Origin of the sequence: Micromonospora parva (assembly GCF_000718515.1) — a bacterium.
Lineage (GTDB): Bacteria > Actinomycetota > Actinomycetes > Mycobacteriales > Micromonosporaceae > Micromonospora > Micromonospora parva.
The window spans coordinates 25,810-44,657 of the sequence record NZ_JNZS01000037.1 but is presented as its reverse complement, the minus strand read 5'-3'; the positions used below and the strand labels follow the sequence as shown (position 1 = coordinate 44,657).

Sequence of the window (18,848 nt, the reverse complement as noted above, 5' to 3'; positions counted from 1 at the left end):
TGTCGGCACCCCCATCACGGCGGTGCCTGCGGTCGATCGTGGGGACCATAACGACCGGGTGGCGGCGGGCATTCCACCCTGCCGGACCTCGGATCCCGCACCCGTGAAGACCGGGCGGCGGGAGGTCCTGCTGCGATCGTCAGGGTGTGTAACGACCCCGGCCCGGCCATGATTCCGGCCCACCGGTGAGACCGGTAACCAGGCAAAAGTCCCAAACCGTGCATAGCCTAACGGTACGTCACCCTGCAACTGCCCAGACCGGACAAATCTCCCCTGAGATCATCCCCCGCCGGCTGGTCGCGTGCGCACCAGGGCTTGATCCACTCGTCTTCAGTGAAATCGGGGTGTCCGGGCGAGCGGGACGCCCCGATATCAAGGACCTCGTGTTGATCACGGCCGTAACGGGGTCGGCATCGAGCGCGATGGTCGCGGGTTTGTCAGCCGGCCTGAAGCCGTGCAGCCCTCGCGAAGCCACCCGCGCCCGTAACGCGACGCAGACCTCGCGAAGCCAGGCAGGCCCGCAAGGCCGCGCAGACCGGTAAGCAACCACAGCCCGCAAGACCGCGCGGACCGGGAAGCAACCCAAGCCTGCAAGGTCGCGCAGAACTCGGAAAGCAACCCAAGTCCGCAAGGACCGCGCGGACCTCGCGAAGCCGCGCGAGCCCGCAACGCGGCGCGGACCCTGCGAAGCCACGCAAGCCCGGCAAGGCCGCGCAGACCTGCGGAGCTGCGTAGGCGGCGCGCCGCGCAGGCCGGGTGGACCCGCGCGTTGGTGCGAGACCGCGCACAACCGCGCGAACCGCGCTCCCAGGTCGGGGGCGCGGTTCGCGGATGTTGGGGACGGTCGGGTCAGGCGACCTTGCGCTGGGCCGGGACCGTCGACTTGTGCGGGCGGCCCAGGCGGGCTTCCAGTCGCGCGACGTCGACTCGGGCGTGCCGGCGGTCTGCGAGGTCCTCCCAACCGACGGCGAGCAGTCGGAGACGCTCCGACTCGCTGAAGCCGCCCCACACGCCGTACGGCTCGCGCACTGACAGTGCGTGGGCGGCGCACTCGGCGCGTACGGGGCAGGTGCGGCAGACCGCCTTGGCGGAGGATTCGCGGCGCAGCCGGGACGAGCCTCGTTCACCGTCGGGGTGGAAGAACTGCGCGCTGTCGCGTCCTCGGCAGGCACCGAGTCGCTGCCAGTCCCAGAGATCGACGATGGGTCCGGGCAGTCTACGTACGTTCGACATCAGCACCCCTCCTCCCGCGCGGCTCCGCGAGAATCCTTGATGGCCGGCGTCCGGGCGGCGGGCCGCGCAGGCGCACCGTTCCCGGCCTGGATCTCCGGTACCCGGGCTTTCGTCAACTCACACGTCTGTGATCGAAAACCTCCGGGAAATTGCGGCTTTCGCCCTATCTGTCGGAAAAGTTCGAACGATTGCCCGGAACCACCTCCCCAGCCGACCGCGTCATGGTCTGCTCGTTGGCGGAGAGGAGACCACAGTGCGTACCGTCCTTGTGTGCGTTCGGACACCGCTCGCGGCCCAGCACCTTACTTCTGCTGCCGCGCGGCTGGGGTTGTCCGCGATCGTTCGTACCGCCGTCTCTGATCCCGAGGTGATGCTGCGGCTGGCGGAGCGGCCGGCCGACGTGGTGTTGGCGGACACCGCCCTCACCCGGCCGGACAGCGCCGGCTTCGTCCGCCGGGTGTTGGCGCGGGCCCCGCAGGCAGCGGTGCTGCTGCTCGGCACCGAGGAGTCCGAGGCCGCGGCGGCCACCATCAGTGCCGGCGCCCGGGGGCTCATCCAGAATGTCGACCACGACCTGACCAGCGCGGTGGCGAAGGCCCTACTGCTGCTCACCGCGCCCGGTCGAGCCTCCCGGCAGCGAAGCACCGATCCGGCCCGCGACGCGGCGGCGGTGGGTGGTTCCGGTCGCTCCGGTCCGGCGCCGCGCGGTTCCGGTGAGCCCGGTTGGACGGCGACGGCCGCTGACGGGTCGGCCGGTCTGGCGTCGGTGCCGGTGCAGCGGGGCGACGACGAGGCGGAGGCGGGGACCGGCGAGCCGGCGGCGCAGACCGACCCGGGCCGTCCCGTCCCGAACGCGCGACCCAGTCGGGCGTCCATCGGCCTCACCGAGCGTGAGCTTCAGGTGCTGCTGGGCATGGCCGAGGGCAAGAGCAACGCGGAGATCGGCCGGGAGCTGTTCGTGTCGGAGGACACCGTCAAGACGCACGCCCGCCGGTTGTTCCGCAAGCTCGGTGCCCGGGACCGGGCGCACGCGGTGGCGGCGGGGTTCCGCGCCGGTCTGGTGGCCTGACGTCCGCGCAGCGCCGCCGCAGGGCGCGCCGCGCGGAAGCGGGGCACGCCCGCACGGCACCCGAGAACAGGGGTACGCCGCGCGGCGGTGTCGTCACTTGGTGGCGGTCGGGGCGCCCGGCTCGTCCTCGGTGCCCTCGGACAGGGTGTCGTGCACCCCGTCGGCGTACCCCCGGGCGTAGTCCCAGGTCACATAGTGATCCGGGTCGGGGTCGTACGCGGGCTCGTGCACCCGGGGTCGGCCGGAGTTGAGCAGGTGCCGCAGGTTGCCGCGGAGCAGGTCCCAGTCGAAGTAGTGCGGCTCCCGGCAGTCCTCGCATTCGATCACCAGCCCGCGGACCCCGATCGGGGCCAGCAGCGCCTGGTAGATCTCCAGGTCGGCGAGGTCCTCCAGCACATCCTGCCGCTCGACGTCGGTCAGCGGATCCGGCGTCGCGTCATCGCCCGGGTCATCCAGACCCGCTGTCGGATCGGCCGGGTCGCCATTGAACGGGTCGATGGGCTCGTCGTGCACCCCCTCACCGTAGACCCAACGCGGCGCGAACGTCCGCCCCCCGGCCTCCGCGCCGGGCCGGCCTGCCACGGACGGGTCGCCCAGCTCACTGGGTACGATGAAGCGACGTGCCGGCACCGTGGCGCGCTCCGGTGCCCGCCCGCGCCACCTCGCTGAAGCCCATCCGAGCAGCTCAGGGGAGCAATCGTGGAAAATTCGCCCAGCACCGATCTTCCGGCCGGCGTCGAGCACGCCGACCTGGGCGGCCACCTGCCTGAGCTGCCGGCCGGCTCCGCCCGGGTGGTTCCGCTCGGTCTGACCTTCGACGACGTGCTGCTCCAGCCGGGCGAGTCGGACGTGGTGCCCAGCCGGGTCAACACCCGGACGAAGCTCACCCGCAACATCGAGTTGTCCATTCCGCTGCTGTCCAGCGCCATGGACACGGTGACCGAGGCCCGGATGGCGATCGCCATGGCCCGCCAGGGCGGCATCGGTGTGTTGCACCGCAACCTCTCCATGGAGGACCAGGCCCTCCAGGTCGACCTGGTCAAGCGCTCCGAGTCCGGCATGATCACCAACCCGGTGACCGCCAGCCCGGACGACACGCTGCGCGAGGTCGACGAGCTGTGCGGGCGGTACCGCATCTCGGGCGTTCCGGTGGTGGACGGCGACGGCCAGCTGGTGGGCATCGTCACCAACCGGGACATGCGTTTCGTCTCCGAGCCGAACACCCCGGTCCGCGAGATCATGACCCGCACTCCGTTGATCACGGCCCGGGTCGGGGTGAGCAAGGACGACGCTCTGGCCCTGCTGCGTCAGCACAAGGTCGAGAAGCTGCCGATCGTCGACGACTCGGGCCGACTGCGCGGCCTGATCACGGTGAAGGACTTCACCAAGAGCGAGCAGTATCCGGACGCCAGCAAGGACGACGCCGGTCGTCTGCGGGTCGCCGCCGCCATCGGTGTCGGTGAGGACGCCTACAAGCGGGCCCGTGCCCTGGTCGACGCGGGCGTGGACGTGCTGATCGTGGACACCGCGCACGGTCACCAGCGGGCCGTGCTGGACATGGTCCGCCGGCTCAAGGCCGACGTGGCGGTCGACGTCATGGGCGGCAACGTGGCCACGTACGCCGGCGCGAAGGCGCTCGTCGACGCCGGCGCCGACGGCGTCAAGGTGGGTGTGGGGCCGGGCGCGATCTGCACCACCCGGATCGTCGCCGGGGTCGGCGTGCCGCAGGTGACCGCGATCATGGAGGCGGCCCGGGCCGCCCGCCCGGCCGGTGTGCCGGTGATCGGCGACGGCGGCATTCAATATTCCGGTGACATCGCCAAGGCCCTGGTCGCCGGCGCCGACACGGTGATGCTCGGCAGCCTGCTGGCCGGCTGCGAGGAGAGCCCCGGCGAGCTGATCTTCGTCAATGGCAAGCAGTTCAAGACGTACCGCGGGATGGGGTCGCTCGGCGCGATGCAGTCCCGGGGTCAGGCCAAGTCGTACAGCAAGGACCGCTACTTCCAGCAGGACGTGCTCAGCGACGACAAGCTGGTCCCGGAGGGCGTGGAGGGCCAGGTGCCCTACCGGGGGCCGCTCTCCCGGGTGGCCCACCAGCTGGTCGGCGGTCTGCGACTGGCCATGGGGTACGCCGGTGCGGAGAACATCCCCGATCTGCACCGCCGGGGCCAGCTCATCCGGATCACCGCGGCCGGCCTGAAGGAGAGCCACCCGCACGACATCCAGATGACCGTCGAGGCGCCCAACTACCACACCCGCTGACCCACCACCCCCAACCACCTGGAGTCCCCCATGCGTGACGTGGTCGAGATCGGGCTGGGCAAGACCGCGCAGCGCGGCTACCACCTGGACGACATCGCCATCGTGCCGAGCCGCCGCACCCGGGACGTCGACGACGTGTCGACGTCCTGGCAGCTCGACGCGTACCCGTTCGGCATTCCGTGCGTCGGCCACCCCTCCGACGCCACCATGAGCCCGTCCTCGGCGGTGCGTCTCGGTCAGCTCGGCGGCCTCGGCGTGCTCAACGTGGAGGGGCTCTGGACCCGCTACGAGAACCCGACGAAGGTGCTGGACGAGCTGGCCGGCCTCGACGAGGACGCCCGCGCCACCAAGCGGCTCCAAGAGGTGTACGCGGAGCCGATCCGCCCGGACCTGATCGCGGAGCGGGTCCGTGAGCTGCGCGCCGGTGGCGGCACGGTGGCGGTGCGGGTCTCCCCGCAGCACACCCTGGCGCTGGCGCCGGTGATCCTGGACGCCGGTGTGGACATCCTGGTCATCCAGGGCACCATCGTCTCGGCCGAGCACGTGTCGACCACCGACGAGCCGCTGAACCTCAAGGAGTTCATCGCCGACCTCGACCTGCCGGTGATCGTCGGTGGCTGCACCGACTACAAGACGGCGCTGCACCTGATGCGCACCGGCGCGGCCGGGGTGATCGTGGGCATCGGTGGTGACGAGTGGTCGACCACCGAGTCGGTGCTGGGCATCCGGGTGCCGATGGCCACCGCGATCGCCGACGCCGCGGCGGCCCGCCGTGACTACCTGGACGAGACCGGCGGCCGGTACGTGCACCTGATCGCCGACGGTGACATCCAGACCTCGGGTGACATCGCCAAGGCGCTCGGCTGCGGCGCTGACGCGGTGATGCTCGGTGAGCCGCTGTCGCTGTGCGAGGAGGCCCCCGCCGGTGGTGCCTGGTGGCACTCGGCGGCGAGCCACCCGTCGCTGCCCCGGGGTGCCTTCGAGGTTTCCGGTGAGCCGCTCGGGTCGATGGAGCAGTTGCTCTTCGGGCCGGCCGACGAGGCCGACGGTCAGTTGAACCTGTTCGGCGGGCTTCGTCGGGCGATGGCCAAGTGTGGTTACCGCGACCTGAAGGAGTTCCAGAAGGTCGGTCTGGTCCTCGACCGCTGACCGCTCCTGACGTCCGAAGGCCGGCCCGCACGGGCCGGCCTTCGTCGCGTTCAGCGGAGAGTCACTTCTCCAGGTAGATGGTCAGGTCGGACATGTTGCGGTAGCTGGTCGCCGCGAAGTCGAGCGACTGGCCCTTGTTGTCAGCGCCGCCGGGAGCGGTGTCCATCTCCCAGTTGGCGTGGTGGAAGTTGCGCTCGCCGATGGTCTGGAAGAACTGCTGGAAGTTGAGGTCGCCGTCGCCCAGCGGGGTCATCTGGTACCCGTTGGGGACGCTGGTGTCCCGGTCGCCGTCCTTGGCGTGGAAGAGCGGGAACCGGGTGGTCCGGTCGGCCACGGTGAGGATCGGGTCGAACAGGTCGGTCACCTCCTGGCCGGCCGGGTTGATGTACTTCTGGTGCTTGTAGCGGGCCACGTAGGCCCAGTAGATATCCAGCTCGAAGAAGACGTACCGCGGGTCGGTGATCTCGAAGAAGTACTCCAGGCGGCGGATGCCGGAGGACCGGGTCTGCCGGCCCTGCGCGTCGCGCGGGCCCCGGTCGATCAGGAAGCTGTACGCGGCGTCGTGGTTGTGCGTGTAGAGCCGCATGCCCCGGGCCCTGGCCTGCCGGCCCAGCTCGTTCCAGATGTCCGCGGCGGCGTCCCACTCGGCCTTGTACGCGCTGTTGGTCGGGTCGCTGCCGGTGCCGATGTTCTTCATGCCGAGTTCCTCGGCGATGTCCAGTTGTTGCTGGAAGGTGGCCGGCTGGATCGTGGCGTGGGTGCCGTTGGCCACCAGGCCGTTGTCGTCGAGGATCTTGCGGATCTCGGCGGGGGTGATCTGCCGGCCCAGGATCTCGGTGCTCTGGGTGTAGCCGGCGAACTCGATCTCCTTGTAACCGATTTCGGCGAGTCGGGCGAGGACGCGCTCGAAGCCGTACGGGACTCCGCTGTCGTCGGGCGCGGCGGTGATCCGGTCGCGGACGCTGTAGAGGATGATGCCGCGGTTCTTCGCCGGGATCAGCGGTTCGACCCGCAGCTTGCTCTTGGGGTTGGCGAGCGCGGGGGTGCCGGTGGCCAGGACGGGCAGGCCGGCCGCGCCGATCGCGGCGGCGGCGCCGGCGGACGCGGCGAGCAGGGACCGACGGCTGAGTCGGCCGGTGGGGGTGGCGTCGGGGGCGGTGTGGTCGGGCATGGTTCCACCTTTCGCGACGGTGGTCGGGAACAGACACTAACGTCGGTCTAAGTCGAAAGAAAGGTTCGATCGACGTCGTCTTTTGTTTGATTCAACGAAAGTTACTGATGATCGTCGATACCGGCCGCGCGGCCCGCGATGCTGGCTAGGCTCGGCCTGAGCGGAGTGCCGCAGGAGGAGTGCGCATGGTCCTGACCGGACGGAGACTGCGGGTCGCCGCCGCGCTGACCTGCGTCCTCGGGCTGGTCGCGGCCGGCTGTACGGGCGATGAGCGCGACGGCTTCCGGCCCGGCGCGGCCGACGTCGGCGACCCGTACGTGCCGGGGCGCGGCAACGGCGGCTACGACGTCGCGCACTACGGTCTCGACGTCCGCTACGACCCGTCGACCGACCGGCTGACCGGGAAGGCCGTCATCACCGCCACCGCCACCCAGGACCTGTCCCGGTTCAACCTGGACCTGGCCGGCCTGGAGGTCGGCGCGGTCAGCGTGGGCGACGCGGCGGCCGAGTACCGGCGCGGCGACGGCGAACTGGTGGTGACGCCCCGTGACGGCGTACCGCGGGGGCGGCAGTTCACCGTGACCGTCGACTACGCGGGCGTACCGACTGCCGTCGACGACGGGGCATTGGGCAGCGGCGGTTTCCTGCACACCAGCGACGGCGCGGTGGCGCTCGGCCAACCCCACTCGGCCGCCACCTGGTTCCCGGTCAACGACCACCCTTCGGACAAGGCCACCTACGAGCTGGCGGTGACCGTCCCGGACGGCCTGGCCGCGCTGAGCAACGGCGTGCCGCTGCCGAGGAGCAGCGCCGACGGGTGGACCACCTGGCGGTGGTCGGAGCGCACCCCGATGGCCAGCTACCTGAGCACCCTCGTGATCGGTGACTACCGGGTGGTGACCGGCACGCACGCCGGCCGGCCGATGGTGACGGCGGTGGCCGCGAGCCTGCCGGCGACCGGTGGGGCGGCCACCTCGCTGGCCCGCACCGGCGCGATCGCCGACTTCCTGGCCAGCCGCTTCGGCCCGTACCCGTTCGACTCGTACGGGGGGATCGTGATCGCCGACGACCGGGTCGGGTACGCCCTGGAGACCCAGTCCCGACCGGTCTACGGGCCGGCCTTCTTCGCCGACGACCGGCCGAACCCGAGCGTCGTCGCACACGAGCTGGCGCACCAGTGGTTCGGCGACAGCGTGTCACTGACCAGGTGGGGCGACATCTGGCTCAACGAGGGTTTCGCCAGCTACGCCGAGTGGCTGTGGGAGGAGCACGACGGCGGCCGGACCGCCCAGCGCAACTTCGAAATGCAGTACGCGGCGACCGACTGGAGGCAGCCGTCGGTCGAGCCGGGCCGGGAGCAGATGTTCGGCACTGCCGTCTACAAGCGGGGTGCGCTCGCCGTGCACGCGTTGCGCCGCACCGTCGGTGACGACCTCTTCTTCCGCATCCTGCGCACCTGGACCGCCGAGCGGGCGGGAGGCAACGCGACCACCGCGGACCTCGTCTCGCTGGCCGAGCGGGTCGCGCAGCGGCAACTGCGCCCGCTCTTCGACGCCTGGCTGGTGGGTGGGTCGGCCCCCACACTGCCGTGACCCGGCCCGGCCGCCCGGTCGATATGCTGCCGCCGGTGAACGGCGGGTAGGCGCCCGTTCGTGCGGAGCGGCGGAGGCCGTGACCGGCCACCGTGCGGAGAGGGTGTGGGATGCGGGGGACGCGGCACAGACTGCGGACGGGTGCCGCTCTGGTGGTGACCGGTGCGCTGGCACTGTCCGGATGCGACTCGACGGGCCCGGAGACGGCACCGTCACCGAGCACGTCCTCCACCACGGCGCGGACGTTCACGGCGGGTGCCGACGGGGTCGGCGACCCCTACTTCCCGACCTACGGCAACGGCGGCTACGACGTCGGCCGGTACACGGTGAAGGTGCGCTACGACCCGGCCAAGGACCAGTTGACGGGTACGACCACGGTGCGGGCCACCGCGACCACCGACCTGTCGACGTTCAACCTCGACCTGGCCGGCCTGACCGTCAGCGCGGTCACCGTGGACGGCGCACCGGCGACGCACAGCCGCAAGCGCAACGAGCTGGTGATCAAGCCGGCGTCCGGCCTGATCAACGGCAACGGGTTCGTCGTCGAGATCACCTACGCCGGCAAGCCGAAGCCGTTGAAGAACGAGACGCTCGGTGACGGCGGCTTCCTGCACACCGCCGACGGTGCCATCGCGCTGGGTCAGCCCGAATCGGCCAGCACCTGGTTCCCGGTCAACGACCACCCGTCGGACAAGGCGGCCTACGACTTTGAGGTCACCGTTCCGGACGGGCTGACCGCGATCAGCAACGGCGTTCCCGGCGGGAAGGTCAGCTCGGGCGGTTGGACCACCTGGAAGTGGTCGGAGAAGTCGCCGATGGCCAGCTATCTGAGCACGCTGGTGATCGGCAAGTTCCGGATCACCACCGGTGAGCACAAGGGCCGCCCGGTCTACAACGCTGTCACCACCAACCTGGCCAAGGGGAGCGCGGACGCGTCGATCGCCCGGACCGTGGAAGTGGCCGACTACCTGGAGAGCGTGTTCGGGCCGTACCCGTTCGACGCGTACGGCGGTGTGGTGGTCTCCGACAGCCGGATCTCCTACGCCCTGGAGACGCAGAGCCGACCGGTGTACGCGGCGAGCTTCTTCCGGCAGGGCGAGAACACCGAGGTCGTCGCCCACGAGTTGGCCCACCAGTGGTTCGGCGACAGCGTCGCGTTGGCCAAGTGGGAGGACATCTGGCTCAACGAGGGCTTCGCGACGTACGCGGAGTGGCTCTGGGCCGAGCACACCGACGAGTACACCGCCAAGGAGGCGTTCGACACCCGCTACGTCGAGATGTCCGCGCAGGTGTGGCAGACACCGCCGGGCAAGCCGGGTGCGGAGAAGCTGTTCAGCGAGTCGGTCTACCAGCGCGGCGGGATGACGGTGCACGCCCTGCGGGTGGCCGTGGGCGACGAGGCGTTCTTCGAGATCGTCAAGACCTGGGCGGCGGAGAAGCGCGACGGCACCGCCACCACCGCCGAGTTCGTGGCCCTCGCCGAGCGGGTCTCCGGCAAGAAGCTCGACGCGCTCTTCGACGCCTGGCTGTACGGCACCAAGAAGCCCGCCCCGCCCAAGCGGCTCTGAGCGCCGGTCAGTTCTTGACGACCAGCTTGGGGTGGGCGTCCAGGTACGCGTCGGCGCGACCGGCGCGCAGTTCGGTGAGGAACGTGCGGCCCTCGGCGGTCAGCTGCTCACCCCGGTAGGCGCTGCCTTTGCCGACACCGGAACCGGGCAGCCCGACCAGCGTGAAACGGTTCTCCGGCAGGCCACTGAGGGCGTACGCGATGTCGACGATCCGGCGTCCGCCGACGTAGACCAACGTGTCGCCCAGCGCGGAGACCACCTTGTCGACGCGCTCCGGTTGCTTGGCCAGGCCCTCGTCCAGGATCTTGCGGGTCATCGCCCGGATCAGCTGCTGCTGGTGACGCTGCCGGGCGTAGTCGCCGCCCGTGATGTAGCGCTGCCGTGCGTAGTCCAGCGCCTGCCAGCCGTTGAGGTGCCGCTCGCCCTTCTCGTAGACCTGCTGCGGCCCCTTGTACCCGCCCGGCGCGGGCTCCCGGTACTTGCCGTCCGGTCGGCGGTGCAGCGACTCGACCCGCTGGTCGACGTAGATGTCCACCCCGCCCAGTTCGTCGACCAGCCGGTCGAACCCGTTGAACGTGAGCACCGCGCCAGCGTCGATGCGCAGCCCGGTGTAACCGCTGACCGTGCTGCGCAGCAGCTCGTACCCCTGGGCGGTGCTGGGTTGTTTGGGTTTGCCCGGCACCCGGCTGCCGAAGCTCATCGCGTGGGTGAGCTTGGTCTTGCCGCCCTTGTAGCCGGCCTTCGGGAACGCCGGGATGTCCACGAGCAGGTCGCGGGGGAGTGAGAAGAGGTACGCCCGGTTCAGTCCCTTGGGTACGTGCAGCACCAGCACGGCGTCCGAGTGCGGCTCCCATCCGGGCACGCTGACCCGGGTGTCCACACCGACCAGCAGCAGGTTGAGCGGGCCGGTGATGTCCGCGCCCGGCGGTGGACCGCTGGGGCTCGGGGTGGGCGTGCCGACCGGCGACGGGGTCGGTGAGCCGGCCACCGGAGCGCCGCCCGGCGTGTTGTCACCGGTCAGCCGGGTGATCACCACCGCGCCGGCGGCGATCAGCGCGACCGCGGCGAGGGCCGTCAGCCCCAGCAGCAGCCAGCGTCGGCGTGGCGCCATCGACCCGAGAACCATGTGGATTCCTCTCACCCTCTGGTGAACAACGCTCCGACAGGTGCTCCCGGTTGCGGCCGGGAGACGCCGGGTCGGTCGGCCGGAGCATGATCGCGCGAAAACGGGCGCTGGCGCGAGCGCTACTCACGAGTAATGATGCCTTCATGCGGTACGACGTGGTCGTCATCGGGTCCGGCTTCGGTGGCAGCGTCACCGCGCTCCGACTCGCCGAGAAGGGTTACTCGGTGGCGGTGCTGGAAGCCGGCCGCCGCTTCACCGACGACGAGTTCCCACAGACGTCCTGGCGGGTCCGCCGGTTCCTCTGGGCTCCGAAGCTGGGTTGCTACGGCATCCAACGACTCACCCTGCTCCGCCCGGCCGACCGAGGGTCCGGCGGTGGGGTGCTGGTGCTCTCCGGCGCGGGGGTGGGCGGCGGTTCGCTGGTCTACGCGAACACCCTCTACGAACCGCTGCCGGCCTTCTACGACGACCCGCAGTGGCGGGACATCACCGACTGGCGCGATGAGTTGGCCCACCACTACGACCAGGCGAAACGGATGCTCGGTGTCACCACGTACCCCGTGCACACCGGTGCGGACCGGGCCATGCGGGCGGTGGCCGAGCGGATGGGGGTGGGGCACACCTTCCACGCCACCCCGGTGGGCGTGCACATCGGCCGGCCCGGCCAGCGGGTCGCGGACCCGTACTTCGGCGGCGCCGGCCCGGAGCGCACCGGCTGCACGCACTGCGGCTCGTGCATGACCGGTTGCCGGCACGGGGCGAAGAACACGCTTGTGAAGAACTACCTCTGGCTCGCCGAGCGGCTCGGGGTCACGGTCCGCCCGTTGACCACCGTGACCGCCGTCCGGCCCGCCGGCGGCGGCTACCAGGTGCACACCGAACGCACCGGCGCCTGGCTGCGCCGGGGCCGGCAGGTCATCCACGCCGACCAGGTGGTCTTCGCCGCCGGGGCGCTCGGCACCCAGCGGCTGCTGCACGCGATGCGCGCCGACGCAGCGCTACCCGGGCTCTCGCCCCGCCTCGGCGAGCTGACCCGAACCAACTCGGAGGCGATCCTCGGCGCCTCGGTGCCACGACAGCGGGCCCGCTCCGAGCGGTTGGACTACACCGAGGGGGTGGCTATCACCAGCTCGTTCCACCCCGACCCGCAGACGCACATCGAGCCGGTCCGCTACGGGCGCGGCTCCAACGCGATGGGGCTGCTCCAGTCGCTGCTGGTCGACGGCGGCCCGCACCGGGTACGCCGCTGGCTGGGCAGCATCGTGCGGCAGCCCGGGTTGGCCGCGCGGATGGTGTCGGTCCGGGGCTGGTCGGAACGGACGGTGATCGCCCTGGTCATGCAGTCGGTGGACAACTCGCTGACCACCCGGTGGCGGCGTGGCCCGCTGGGCCGCAGGCTGGTCACCGGCCCGGGTCACGGCACCCCGAGCCCGACCTGGATCCCGGCCGGCAACACAGCGGCCCGGCTGCTCGCCGACGAGATCGGCGGCACCGCCGGCGGCTCGCTCACCGAGCCGTTCGACATCCCGGTGACCGCGCACATCCTGGGCGGGGCGGTCATCGGCGCGACAGCGGCCGACGGAGTGATCGATCCCTGGCACCGGGTGTACGGGCACGCCGGGCTGCACGTGGTCGACGGCGCGGCGGTCTCGGCCAACCTGGGCGTGAACCCCTCCCTGACGATCACCGCCCAGGCGGAACGGGCCATGTCCTTCTGGCCGAACAAGGGCGAGGAAGATCCCCGCCCGCCGCTCGGCGGCCCGTACCGCCGGCTGGCCCCCGTACCCCCGCGAAACCCGGCAGTCCCGCCGAACGCCCCGGGCGCGCTGCGTCCTTGACCCCCCCCGCAACCCCCGCGATCTTGCACTTTCGGTCGTCGTTGCGCGGCATTCGTGCCATTTGTCGCGACAGAAAGTGCAAGATCGCGGGGGAGGGGCGGGGTGGGCGTGCCGGTGGCGGGAACGGTCGTGACTGTCGGTAGGCTTTGTGCACATGAGCCTGCCTCGCCCTGTCCTCGTGGTGGACTTCGGAGCCCAGTACGCCCAGCTCATCGCCCGTCGGGTCCGTGAGGCGAAGGTCTACTCCGAGATCGTGCCGCACTCGATGCCGATCGCCGAGATGCTGGCGAAGAACCCCGCCGCGATCATCCTGTCCGGCGGCCCGGCCAGCGTCTACGCCCCGGACGCACCGCAGATCGACGCGGGGGTGTTCAACGCCGACGTGCCGGTCTTCGGCATCTGCTACGGCTTCCAGGCGATGGCCCAGGCGCTCGGCGGCACGGTCACCAGGACCGGCAACCGTGAGTACGGCGGCACCCCGCTGCGCCCTCGCCTGCTCGACCCCGGTGTGCTGCTGCGGGACCTGCCGGCCGACCTGCCGGTGTGGATGAGCCACGGCGACTGCGTCACCGAGGCGCCCGAGGGCTTCACGGTGACCGCCGAGTCGGCGGGCGCCCCCGTCGCGGCATTCGAGGACCTGGCCGGCCGGCGCGCCGGCGTGCAGTTCCACCCGGAGGTCGGGCACACCGCGCACGGCCAGGAGATGCTGACCCGTTTCCTCTACGACATCGCCGGCATCGAGCCGACCTGGACGCCCGAGAACATCATCGACGAGCAGGTCGCCCGGATCCGCGCCCAGATCGGCGACAAGGAGGTCATCTGCGGCCTCTCCGGCGGGGTGGACTCGGCGGTCGCCGCGGCGCTGGTGCACAAGGCGGTCGGTGACCAGCTCACCTGCGTCTTCGTCGACCACGGCCTGCTGCGCGCCGGCGAGGCCGAGCAGGTGGAGAAGGACTACGTCGCCGCCACCGGCATCAAGCTGAAGGTGGTCGACGCCGCCGACCGGTTCCTCGGCGCGCTCGCCGGGGTGACCGACCCGGAGCAGAAGCGCAAGATCATTGGCCGGGAGTTCATCCGGGTCTTCGAGGCGGCGGCCCGCGAGATCGCCGCGCACGGCGACGTGGAGTTCCTCGTCCAGGGCACCCTCTACCCCGACGTGGTGGAGTCCGGCGGCGGCACCGGCACCGCCAACATCAAGAGCCACCACAACGTCGGCGGCCTCCCGGAGGACCTGAAGTTCGCGCTGGTCGAGCCGCTGCGCACCCTGTTCAAGGACGAGGTCCGAGCGCTCGGCCTCCAGTTGGGTCTGCCCGAGGCGATGGTCTGGCGGCACCCGTTCCCCGGCCCCGGCCTCGCCATCCGGATCATCGGCGCCGTCGACCAGGAGCGCCTCGACCTGCTTCGCCAGGCCGACCTGATCGCCCGCGAGGAGTTGACCGCCGCCGGCCTCGACCGGGGCGTGTGGCAGTTCCCGGTGGTGCTGCTCGCCGACGTGCGCAGCGTCGGTGTGCAGGGAGACGGGCGCAGCTACGGGCACCCCGTGGTGCTGCGCCCGGTCTCCAGCGAGGACGCGATGACCGCCGACTGGTCCCGGCTGCCCTACGACGTGGTGGCCCGGATCTCCACCCGGATCACCAACGAGGTCGCCGAGGTCAACCGGGTGGTCCTGGACGTCACCAGCAAGCCGCCGGGCACCATCGAGTGGGAGTGAGCGCCGCTCAGGCGGCCGGCGGCGGGCTGGACGGGGTCGTCGGCGGGTAGGGCGGCGTCGGGGCGTACCCCTGCGGTGGGCCGCCGGGCGCGGGCCCGGCGGTGGGCGGCGGGCCGTTCTGCGGCGCGACGCCCGCGGCGTGCGGCCAGGCCGGCGCGCCGGCGGGCTCCTCCGGCATCAGGAACCACATGATCGGGTACGCGAACAGCGCGAGCCCGCCGGTGAGCAGGCCGGTGACCGCGAAGATCACCCGGACCAGTGTGGGGTCGATGTCGAAGTAGCGGCCGATGCCGCTGGCGACCCCCGCGACCATGCGGTCGGTGGTGGGTCGCCGAAGCTGCTTGTACGGGGCGTGGGGTGCGGTGGTCGATGTCATACCCCCACGGTCCGCGCTGGCGTCCGCCCCGCCCTCGGTGACCGCCCGGATCATTACCCTGACCAATCCCTGATCGGGGCCGGACAGTCAGGAATCCGACTCTTTTCCGTTCCGGTAACCCGGCCCGGGGAGAATTTGCTTCCGTGACCACCTTGCTCAAGCCGCTCCGCAGGATCGCGGCATACGCAGTTTGTGCTGATTCAAGCGGCCGCGTCCTGCTGGTCCGCGCATCGGAGCACTCCGGGACCCCCGGAGCGTGGTCGCTGCCCGGCGGGGCCGTCGACCACGGCGAGGACCCGAACCACACCGTCGTCCGCGAGACCGCCGCCGAAACCGGCCTCTCGGTCGCCGTCTCCGGCCTGGCCGACGTGCTCGCCGACATGCGGGCACTCCCGGATCGCGGCATCACCATCCACACCGACCGGCTGATCTACCGGGTGGCCGTGCGCGGCGGCACCCTCGCGGACCGGGCCGGCGAACGCCCCACCGACCTCGCCCGGTGGTACACCCTCGACGAGGCGCGCGAGCTGCCGCTGCGCTCGTTCACCGCACGCGCCCTCGGGCTGCCCGCCTCCTCGGCCGACGTGGTGCCCGACGAGGCACCCGAGTTCCCCTCCTTCTACGCCGTGCCCGGCCCCGACGGGCTGCACCGGGCCCAGCGCTTCGCCGCGTACGCGGTCTGCACCGACCCGGCCGGTCGCGTCCTGCTCACCCGGGTCTCCGACGGCTACCCCGGTGCCGGCTGCTGGCACCTGCCCGGCGGCGGCACCGACTACGGTGAGCAGCCCGGCGCGGCTCTCATCCGGGAGTTGGTCGAGGAGACCGGGCAGACCGGCCGCCTCGTCGAACTGCTCGGGGTGGCCAGCCACCGCGACGCCGCCTCGCTCGGCCCGGAGGGCTACCCGATCGACTGGCACGGCGTACGCGCCTTCTACCGGGTCGTCGTCGACCAGCCCAACCCGCTGACCGTGGCTGACGTGGGCGGCTCCACCTGCGAGGCCCGCTGGTTCGGCCGCGAGGAGTTGGGCGCCCTCCCCACCGACCGCCTCACCGAGGTGACCGCCGAGGCGGTGCAGGCGGCCCAGCTAACCTGACCCCGGCCGGTCTACGAGGAGACGGCCCAACGGTCGCGCCCCCGTCCGGCACGACCTGCCGGCTTGCCGCCGGCTGCCCGTGGTCGCGCCCCGCCGCTGCGCAGTGGCCTCGCCCTGTGATCGACTGGCCTCACCCCCTTGATCAACTCGGGTTCCTTGAAGGCGCGGTATCCCGGCGCGCGGGACACCGCGCCTTCCGTGAACCCGAGTGGATCACGCTTCGTCCTGAGTGACGCCGGTTCGCCAGCTCCGTGGGTTCCCATGCGCCACCTCGCGTTGATCATGAAGTTATTGTCAGAGTGCGAGATGGATGGCGATAACTTCATGATCAACGGCATGGGGTGCGAAGCGGGGGCGAGCAAAGGTGCAATTGATGCGGCGGGTCGGGGTCTACGGGCTCATCAGGGATTCGGGCCGTGTCCTGGTGGTTCGGGACGGGGTTGAAGGCGAATTCCCGGGTCTCTGGCGGTTGCCGGGCGGTGCCGTCGGGCATGCCGAGGACCCGGAGCGTGCAGTGGTCCGCGAGGTCGCCGAACAGGTCGGGTTGACGGTGACGGTGTCTCGACTGCTCGCGGTGGTCGCCGATGTGGCCACTTCTTCGGAGGGCAGGATCTCGCTGCACACCGACCGGCTGTTGTTTGAACTCAGCACGCCCCACGGCGCTCTGTCCGATGCCCCGCGACCCCAGGCGGCTCAGCCGCAGGATGCGCAGCCCCAAGGCGCGCAGCCCGAGGCCGGGGCTGGTCTGGTTGATCAGTCTCGCTGGCTCTCCCCGGCGGAGGTGGCGCAGGTGCCGCTGACCCCGTTCACCGCCGAGGCGCTCGGTGTGCCGGTCACCCCACTGCCGCCCGGGACGCACCGGCTGCGGCATCCGACTGCGCCGCCACACCCCGATCGTCGGCTGCGCTTCGGGGCGTACGGGCTGGTCACCGACCCTGCTGGGCGGATTCTGCTGACGCAGATCGCGCAGGGCTATCCGGGGGCCGGTCTCTGGCATCTGCCCGGCGGTGGCACCGATCACGGTGAGCAGCCAGCCACCGGGTTGCTCCGGGAGCTGGTCGAGGAGGGTGGGCAGGTGGGCCGGGTGGTGGAGCTCCTCGGCGTCAACAACCTGCACAATCCGGCCGCGTACGGCCCGGAGGGCCGTCCGCTGGACTGGCATGGCGTACGGGTGATCTATCGGGTGTTGGTGGACGTACCTACTGACGCGACGGTCACCGAAGCCGCCGGAGGGTCGACGGCCCGGGCGGGGTGGTTCACCCGGGCCGAGGCGGTTGACCTGCCGTTGAGCGACATCGCTGCCGTGGCAATCGGACAGAGTGGCCGATAGCACTCGGCTCACTGAGCCGAGTTGGTGACCCTCCGGTACAGTCAAAGGCGGGAATGATGGAGGAAACGGGCGATGAGGCCCGGGATGGGAACAAGCGAGCGGTTCGAGCGGTTTAAGCCAGTTATAAGTACCGCCGGCAGCTATCGCCAAGCCATGTTCCCCTATGCGATGGTGTACTCCGCAAAACGGCTGCCGGGCCATGCAAGGTCCGGCACGAGACAGCCGGACACCGCCCCACGGCGGCCAGCAGATCCGGTGATGGAGGAAACGTGCCGAGAGCCCCATGGCGCCGGCGTCGTACTACTGACAGTCCGCGCCCCGCAGGGCGTCGCTGGGCGGGCCGGTTGCGCCGCAGCAGCACGTTCGCCCGCCAGGTGCTGTTGGTCCGGGTCGGTCGCCGCGACGGCGACCTGCACCCGACCGACCTGACCCCGACCGAGCACCGGTACGCCGACCGGCAGCGCCGTCGTTACGGCCTGGACCGGCTCAGCCGACCGACGCTGGGTGTGGACCCGACACTGGGCCTGGACCGGGCGGACATCGACGCGGTCGTACCGGTCAGCCCGGCGATGCCGCCGATGGCGCAGGTCGACGAGGCCCGCTCGATCCCGCTGCTTCCCGGCGAGCGCACCATCGCGCGCCGGATGAAGTTCGGCCTGGTCAACGCCTGCACGCTGGCCAGCCTGATGCTCGGCATGCTGGCCATCTTCCTGGCCATGCAGGGTGAGGTGCGCATGGCCGCGCTCTGCCTGATCGCCTGCGTCGGCTTCGACGGTCTGGACGGCGCGCTGGCCCGACGCCTCGGCGTGGCCAGCCCGTTCGGCGCTCAGATGGACTCACTGGCCGACATGTGCTCGTTCGGCCTGGCCGCGCCGGTCGTGGTCTACGCGTCGCTCGCCGGCTCGGTCTCCACGGCCGCGGCGGCGGTGGCCTGCGCCCTGGTCGCCGCGTGTGCCGCGATCCGCCTGGCCCGGTTCAACGTCTCGCCGAAGGACGGCCGCTTCTTCTGCGGTGTGCCCACCACCATGGCCGCCGCGGTGCTCGCCGTGACGGTGGCGATCGGCCTGCCGGTGCCCGGTGCCGTGCTGGTCGCCGGGGTGGCGTTGCTGGCGTTCGCGATGGTGTCGAGCTTCCCGTACGCCAAGCTCGCCCGCCTGGTGAAGCTGCCGCCGTGGCTCTGGTTGGCTCCGGTGATCGGCGCACTGGTCGACATCCGGCTGACGTTCGCGCTGATCGTGGTGGGTTACCTGGTCAGCGGGCCGGTTCTCTGGCTGCGGCAGCGTCGTACCGCCTGATTGAGCAGACAGAACGGGGCGCCGCGGACCGCGG

Annotated in this window: 15 protein-coding genes; 10 read left to right on the top strand and 5 right to left on the bottom strand. The window is 71.1% G+C overall.

Translation table 11 applies throughout. The features are described 5' to 3' along the window. Positions 1-849 precede the first annotated feature (849 nt). Positions 850-1,233, bottom strand: coding sequence for a WhiB family transcriptional regulator (locus tag IF22_RS0130820; RefSeq protein ID WP_030337862.1), 384 nt, complete (start codon positions 1,231-1,233; stop codon positions 850-852). Between the two features lie 253 nt (positions 1,234-1,486). Between IF22_RS0130820 and IF22_RS0130815 the strand changes: the two genes are divergently transcribed. Next, positions 1,487-2,302 carry a helix-turn-helix transcriptional regulator gene (locus IF22_RS0130815; protein ID WP_030337861.1) on the top strand — a complete coding sequence of 272 codons (816 nt, stop codon included), beginning with the start codon at positions 1,487-1,489 and terminating at the stop codon, positions 2,300-2,302. A 93-nt stretch (positions 2,303-2,395) separates the two neighbouring features. On the opposite strand, the gene IF22_RS0130810 is transcribed toward IF22_RS0130815, so the two are convergent. Continuing rightward, entirely contained in the window at positions 2,396-2,815 is a 420-nt protein-coding gene (locus IF22_RS0130810) for a DUF5319 domain-containing protein (protein WP_030337860.1), read from the bottom strand. A 186-nt stretch (positions 2,816-3,001) separates the two neighbouring features. On the opposite strand from IF22_RS0130810, the gene guaB reads away from it, so the two are divergent. Together guaB and IF22_RS0130800 are read left to right on the top strand one after the other, a co-directional pair. Next, entirely contained in the window at positions 3,002-4,564 is a 1,563-nt protein-coding gene (gene guaB / locus IF22_RS0130805) for an IMP dehydrogenase (RefSeq protein ID WP_030337859.1), read from the top strand. Between the two features lie 30 nt (positions 4,565-4,594). Continuing rightward, positions 4,595-5,713, top strand: coding sequence for a GuaB3 family IMP dehydrogenase-related protein (locus tag IF22_RS0130800; RefSeq protein WP_030337858.1), 1,119 nt, complete (start codon positions 4,595-4,597; stop codon positions 5,711-5,713). A 61-nt stretch (positions 5,714-5,774) separates the two neighbouring features. Here the strand turns inward: IF22_RS0130800 and IF22_RS0130795 are convergent, their stop codons facing one another. Beyond that, positions 5,775-6,884 carry a sugar phosphate isomerase/epimerase family protein gene (locus IF22_RS0130795; RefSeq protein WP_030337857.1) on the bottom strand — a complete coding sequence of 370 codons (1,110 nt, stop codon included), beginning with the start codon at positions 6,882-6,884 and terminating at the stop codon, positions 5,775-5,777. Positions 6,885-7,069: 185 nt separating this feature from the next. On the opposite strand from IF22_RS0130795, the gene IF22_RS0130790 reads away from it, so the two are divergent. Beyond that, entirely contained in the window at positions 7,070-8,476 is a 1,407-nt protein-coding gene (locus tag IF22_RS0130790; RefSeq protein WP_030337856.1) for a M1 family metallopeptidase, read from the top strand. A 110-nt stretch (positions 8,477-8,586) separates the two neighbouring features. Continuing rightward, positions 8,587-10,044, top strand: coding sequence for a M1 family metallopeptidase (locus IF22_RS0130785; RefSeq protein ID WP_030337855.1), 1,458 nt, complete (start codon positions 8,587-8,589; stop codon positions 10,042-10,044). Positions 10,045-10,051: 7 nt separating this feature from the next. Here IF22_RS0130785 and IF22_RS0130780 read toward each other — a convergent pair whose 3' ends face one another. After that, on the bottom strand, positions 10,052-11,170 hold the full coding sequence (locus IF22_RS0130780) for an LCP family protein (RefSeq protein ID WP_030337854.1): 1,119 nt from the start codon (positions 11,168-11,170) through the stop codon (positions 10,052-10,054). 143 nt (positions 11,171-11,313) lie between these two features. On the opposite strand from IF22_RS0130780, the gene IF22_RS0130775 reads away from it, so the two are divergent. Together IF22_RS0130775 and guaA are read left to right on the top strand one after the other, a co-directional pair. Beyond that, positions 11,314-13,008 (top strand): FAD-dependent oxidoreductase, encoded by a 1,695-nt coding sequence (locus IF22_RS0130775; protein WP_030337853.1) that lies wholly within the window; start codon positions 11,314-11,316, stop codon positions 13,006-13,008. 154 nt (positions 13,009-13,162) lie between these two features. After that, the gene (guaA, locus tag IF22_RS0130770; protein ID WP_030337852.1) at positions 13,163-14,719 is read left to right on the top strand and encodes a glutamine-hydrolyzing GMP synthase; all 1,557 of its coding nucleotides are present in this window, start codon (positions 13,163-13,165) and stop codon (positions 14,717-14,719) included. A gap of 7 nt (positions 14,720-14,726) precedes the next feature. Here the strand turns inward: guaA and IF22_RS0130765 are convergent, their stop codons facing one another. Further along, a complete protein-coding gene (locus IF22_RS0130765) occupies positions 14,727-15,095 on the bottom strand; it encodes a PspC domain-containing protein (protein WP_030337851.1) in 369 nt (122 codons plus the stop codon). 143 nt (positions 15,096-15,238) lie between these two features. Here IF22_RS0130765 and IF22_RS0130760 point away from each other — a divergent pair, with 143 nt between their 5' ends. The 3 genes from IF22_RS0130760 (at position 15,239) to IF22_RS0130750 (ending at position 18,814) form a co-directional block, all read left to right on the top strand. Then, positions 15,239-16,189 (top strand): NUDIX hydrolase, encoded by a 951-nt coding sequence (locus IF22_RS0130760; RefSeq protein ID WP_030337850.1) that lies wholly within the window; start codon positions 15,239-15,241, stop codon positions 16,187-16,189. Positions 16,190-16,553: 364 nt separating this feature from the next. After that, positions 16,554-17,519, top strand: a complete 966-nt coding sequence (locus IF22_RS0130755) for an NUDIX hydrolase (RefSeq protein WP_156058008.1) — start codon at positions 16,554-16,556, stop codon at positions 17,517-17,519. A 344-nt stretch (positions 17,520-17,863) separates the two neighbouring features. Then, complete coding sequence (locus IF22_RS0130750; RefSeq protein WP_030337848.1) at positions 17,864-18,814, top strand: CDP-alcohol phosphatidyltransferase family protein; 951 nt, start codon at positions 17,864-17,866, stop codon at positions 18,812-18,814. Positions 18,815-18,848 lie beyond the last annotated feature (34 nt).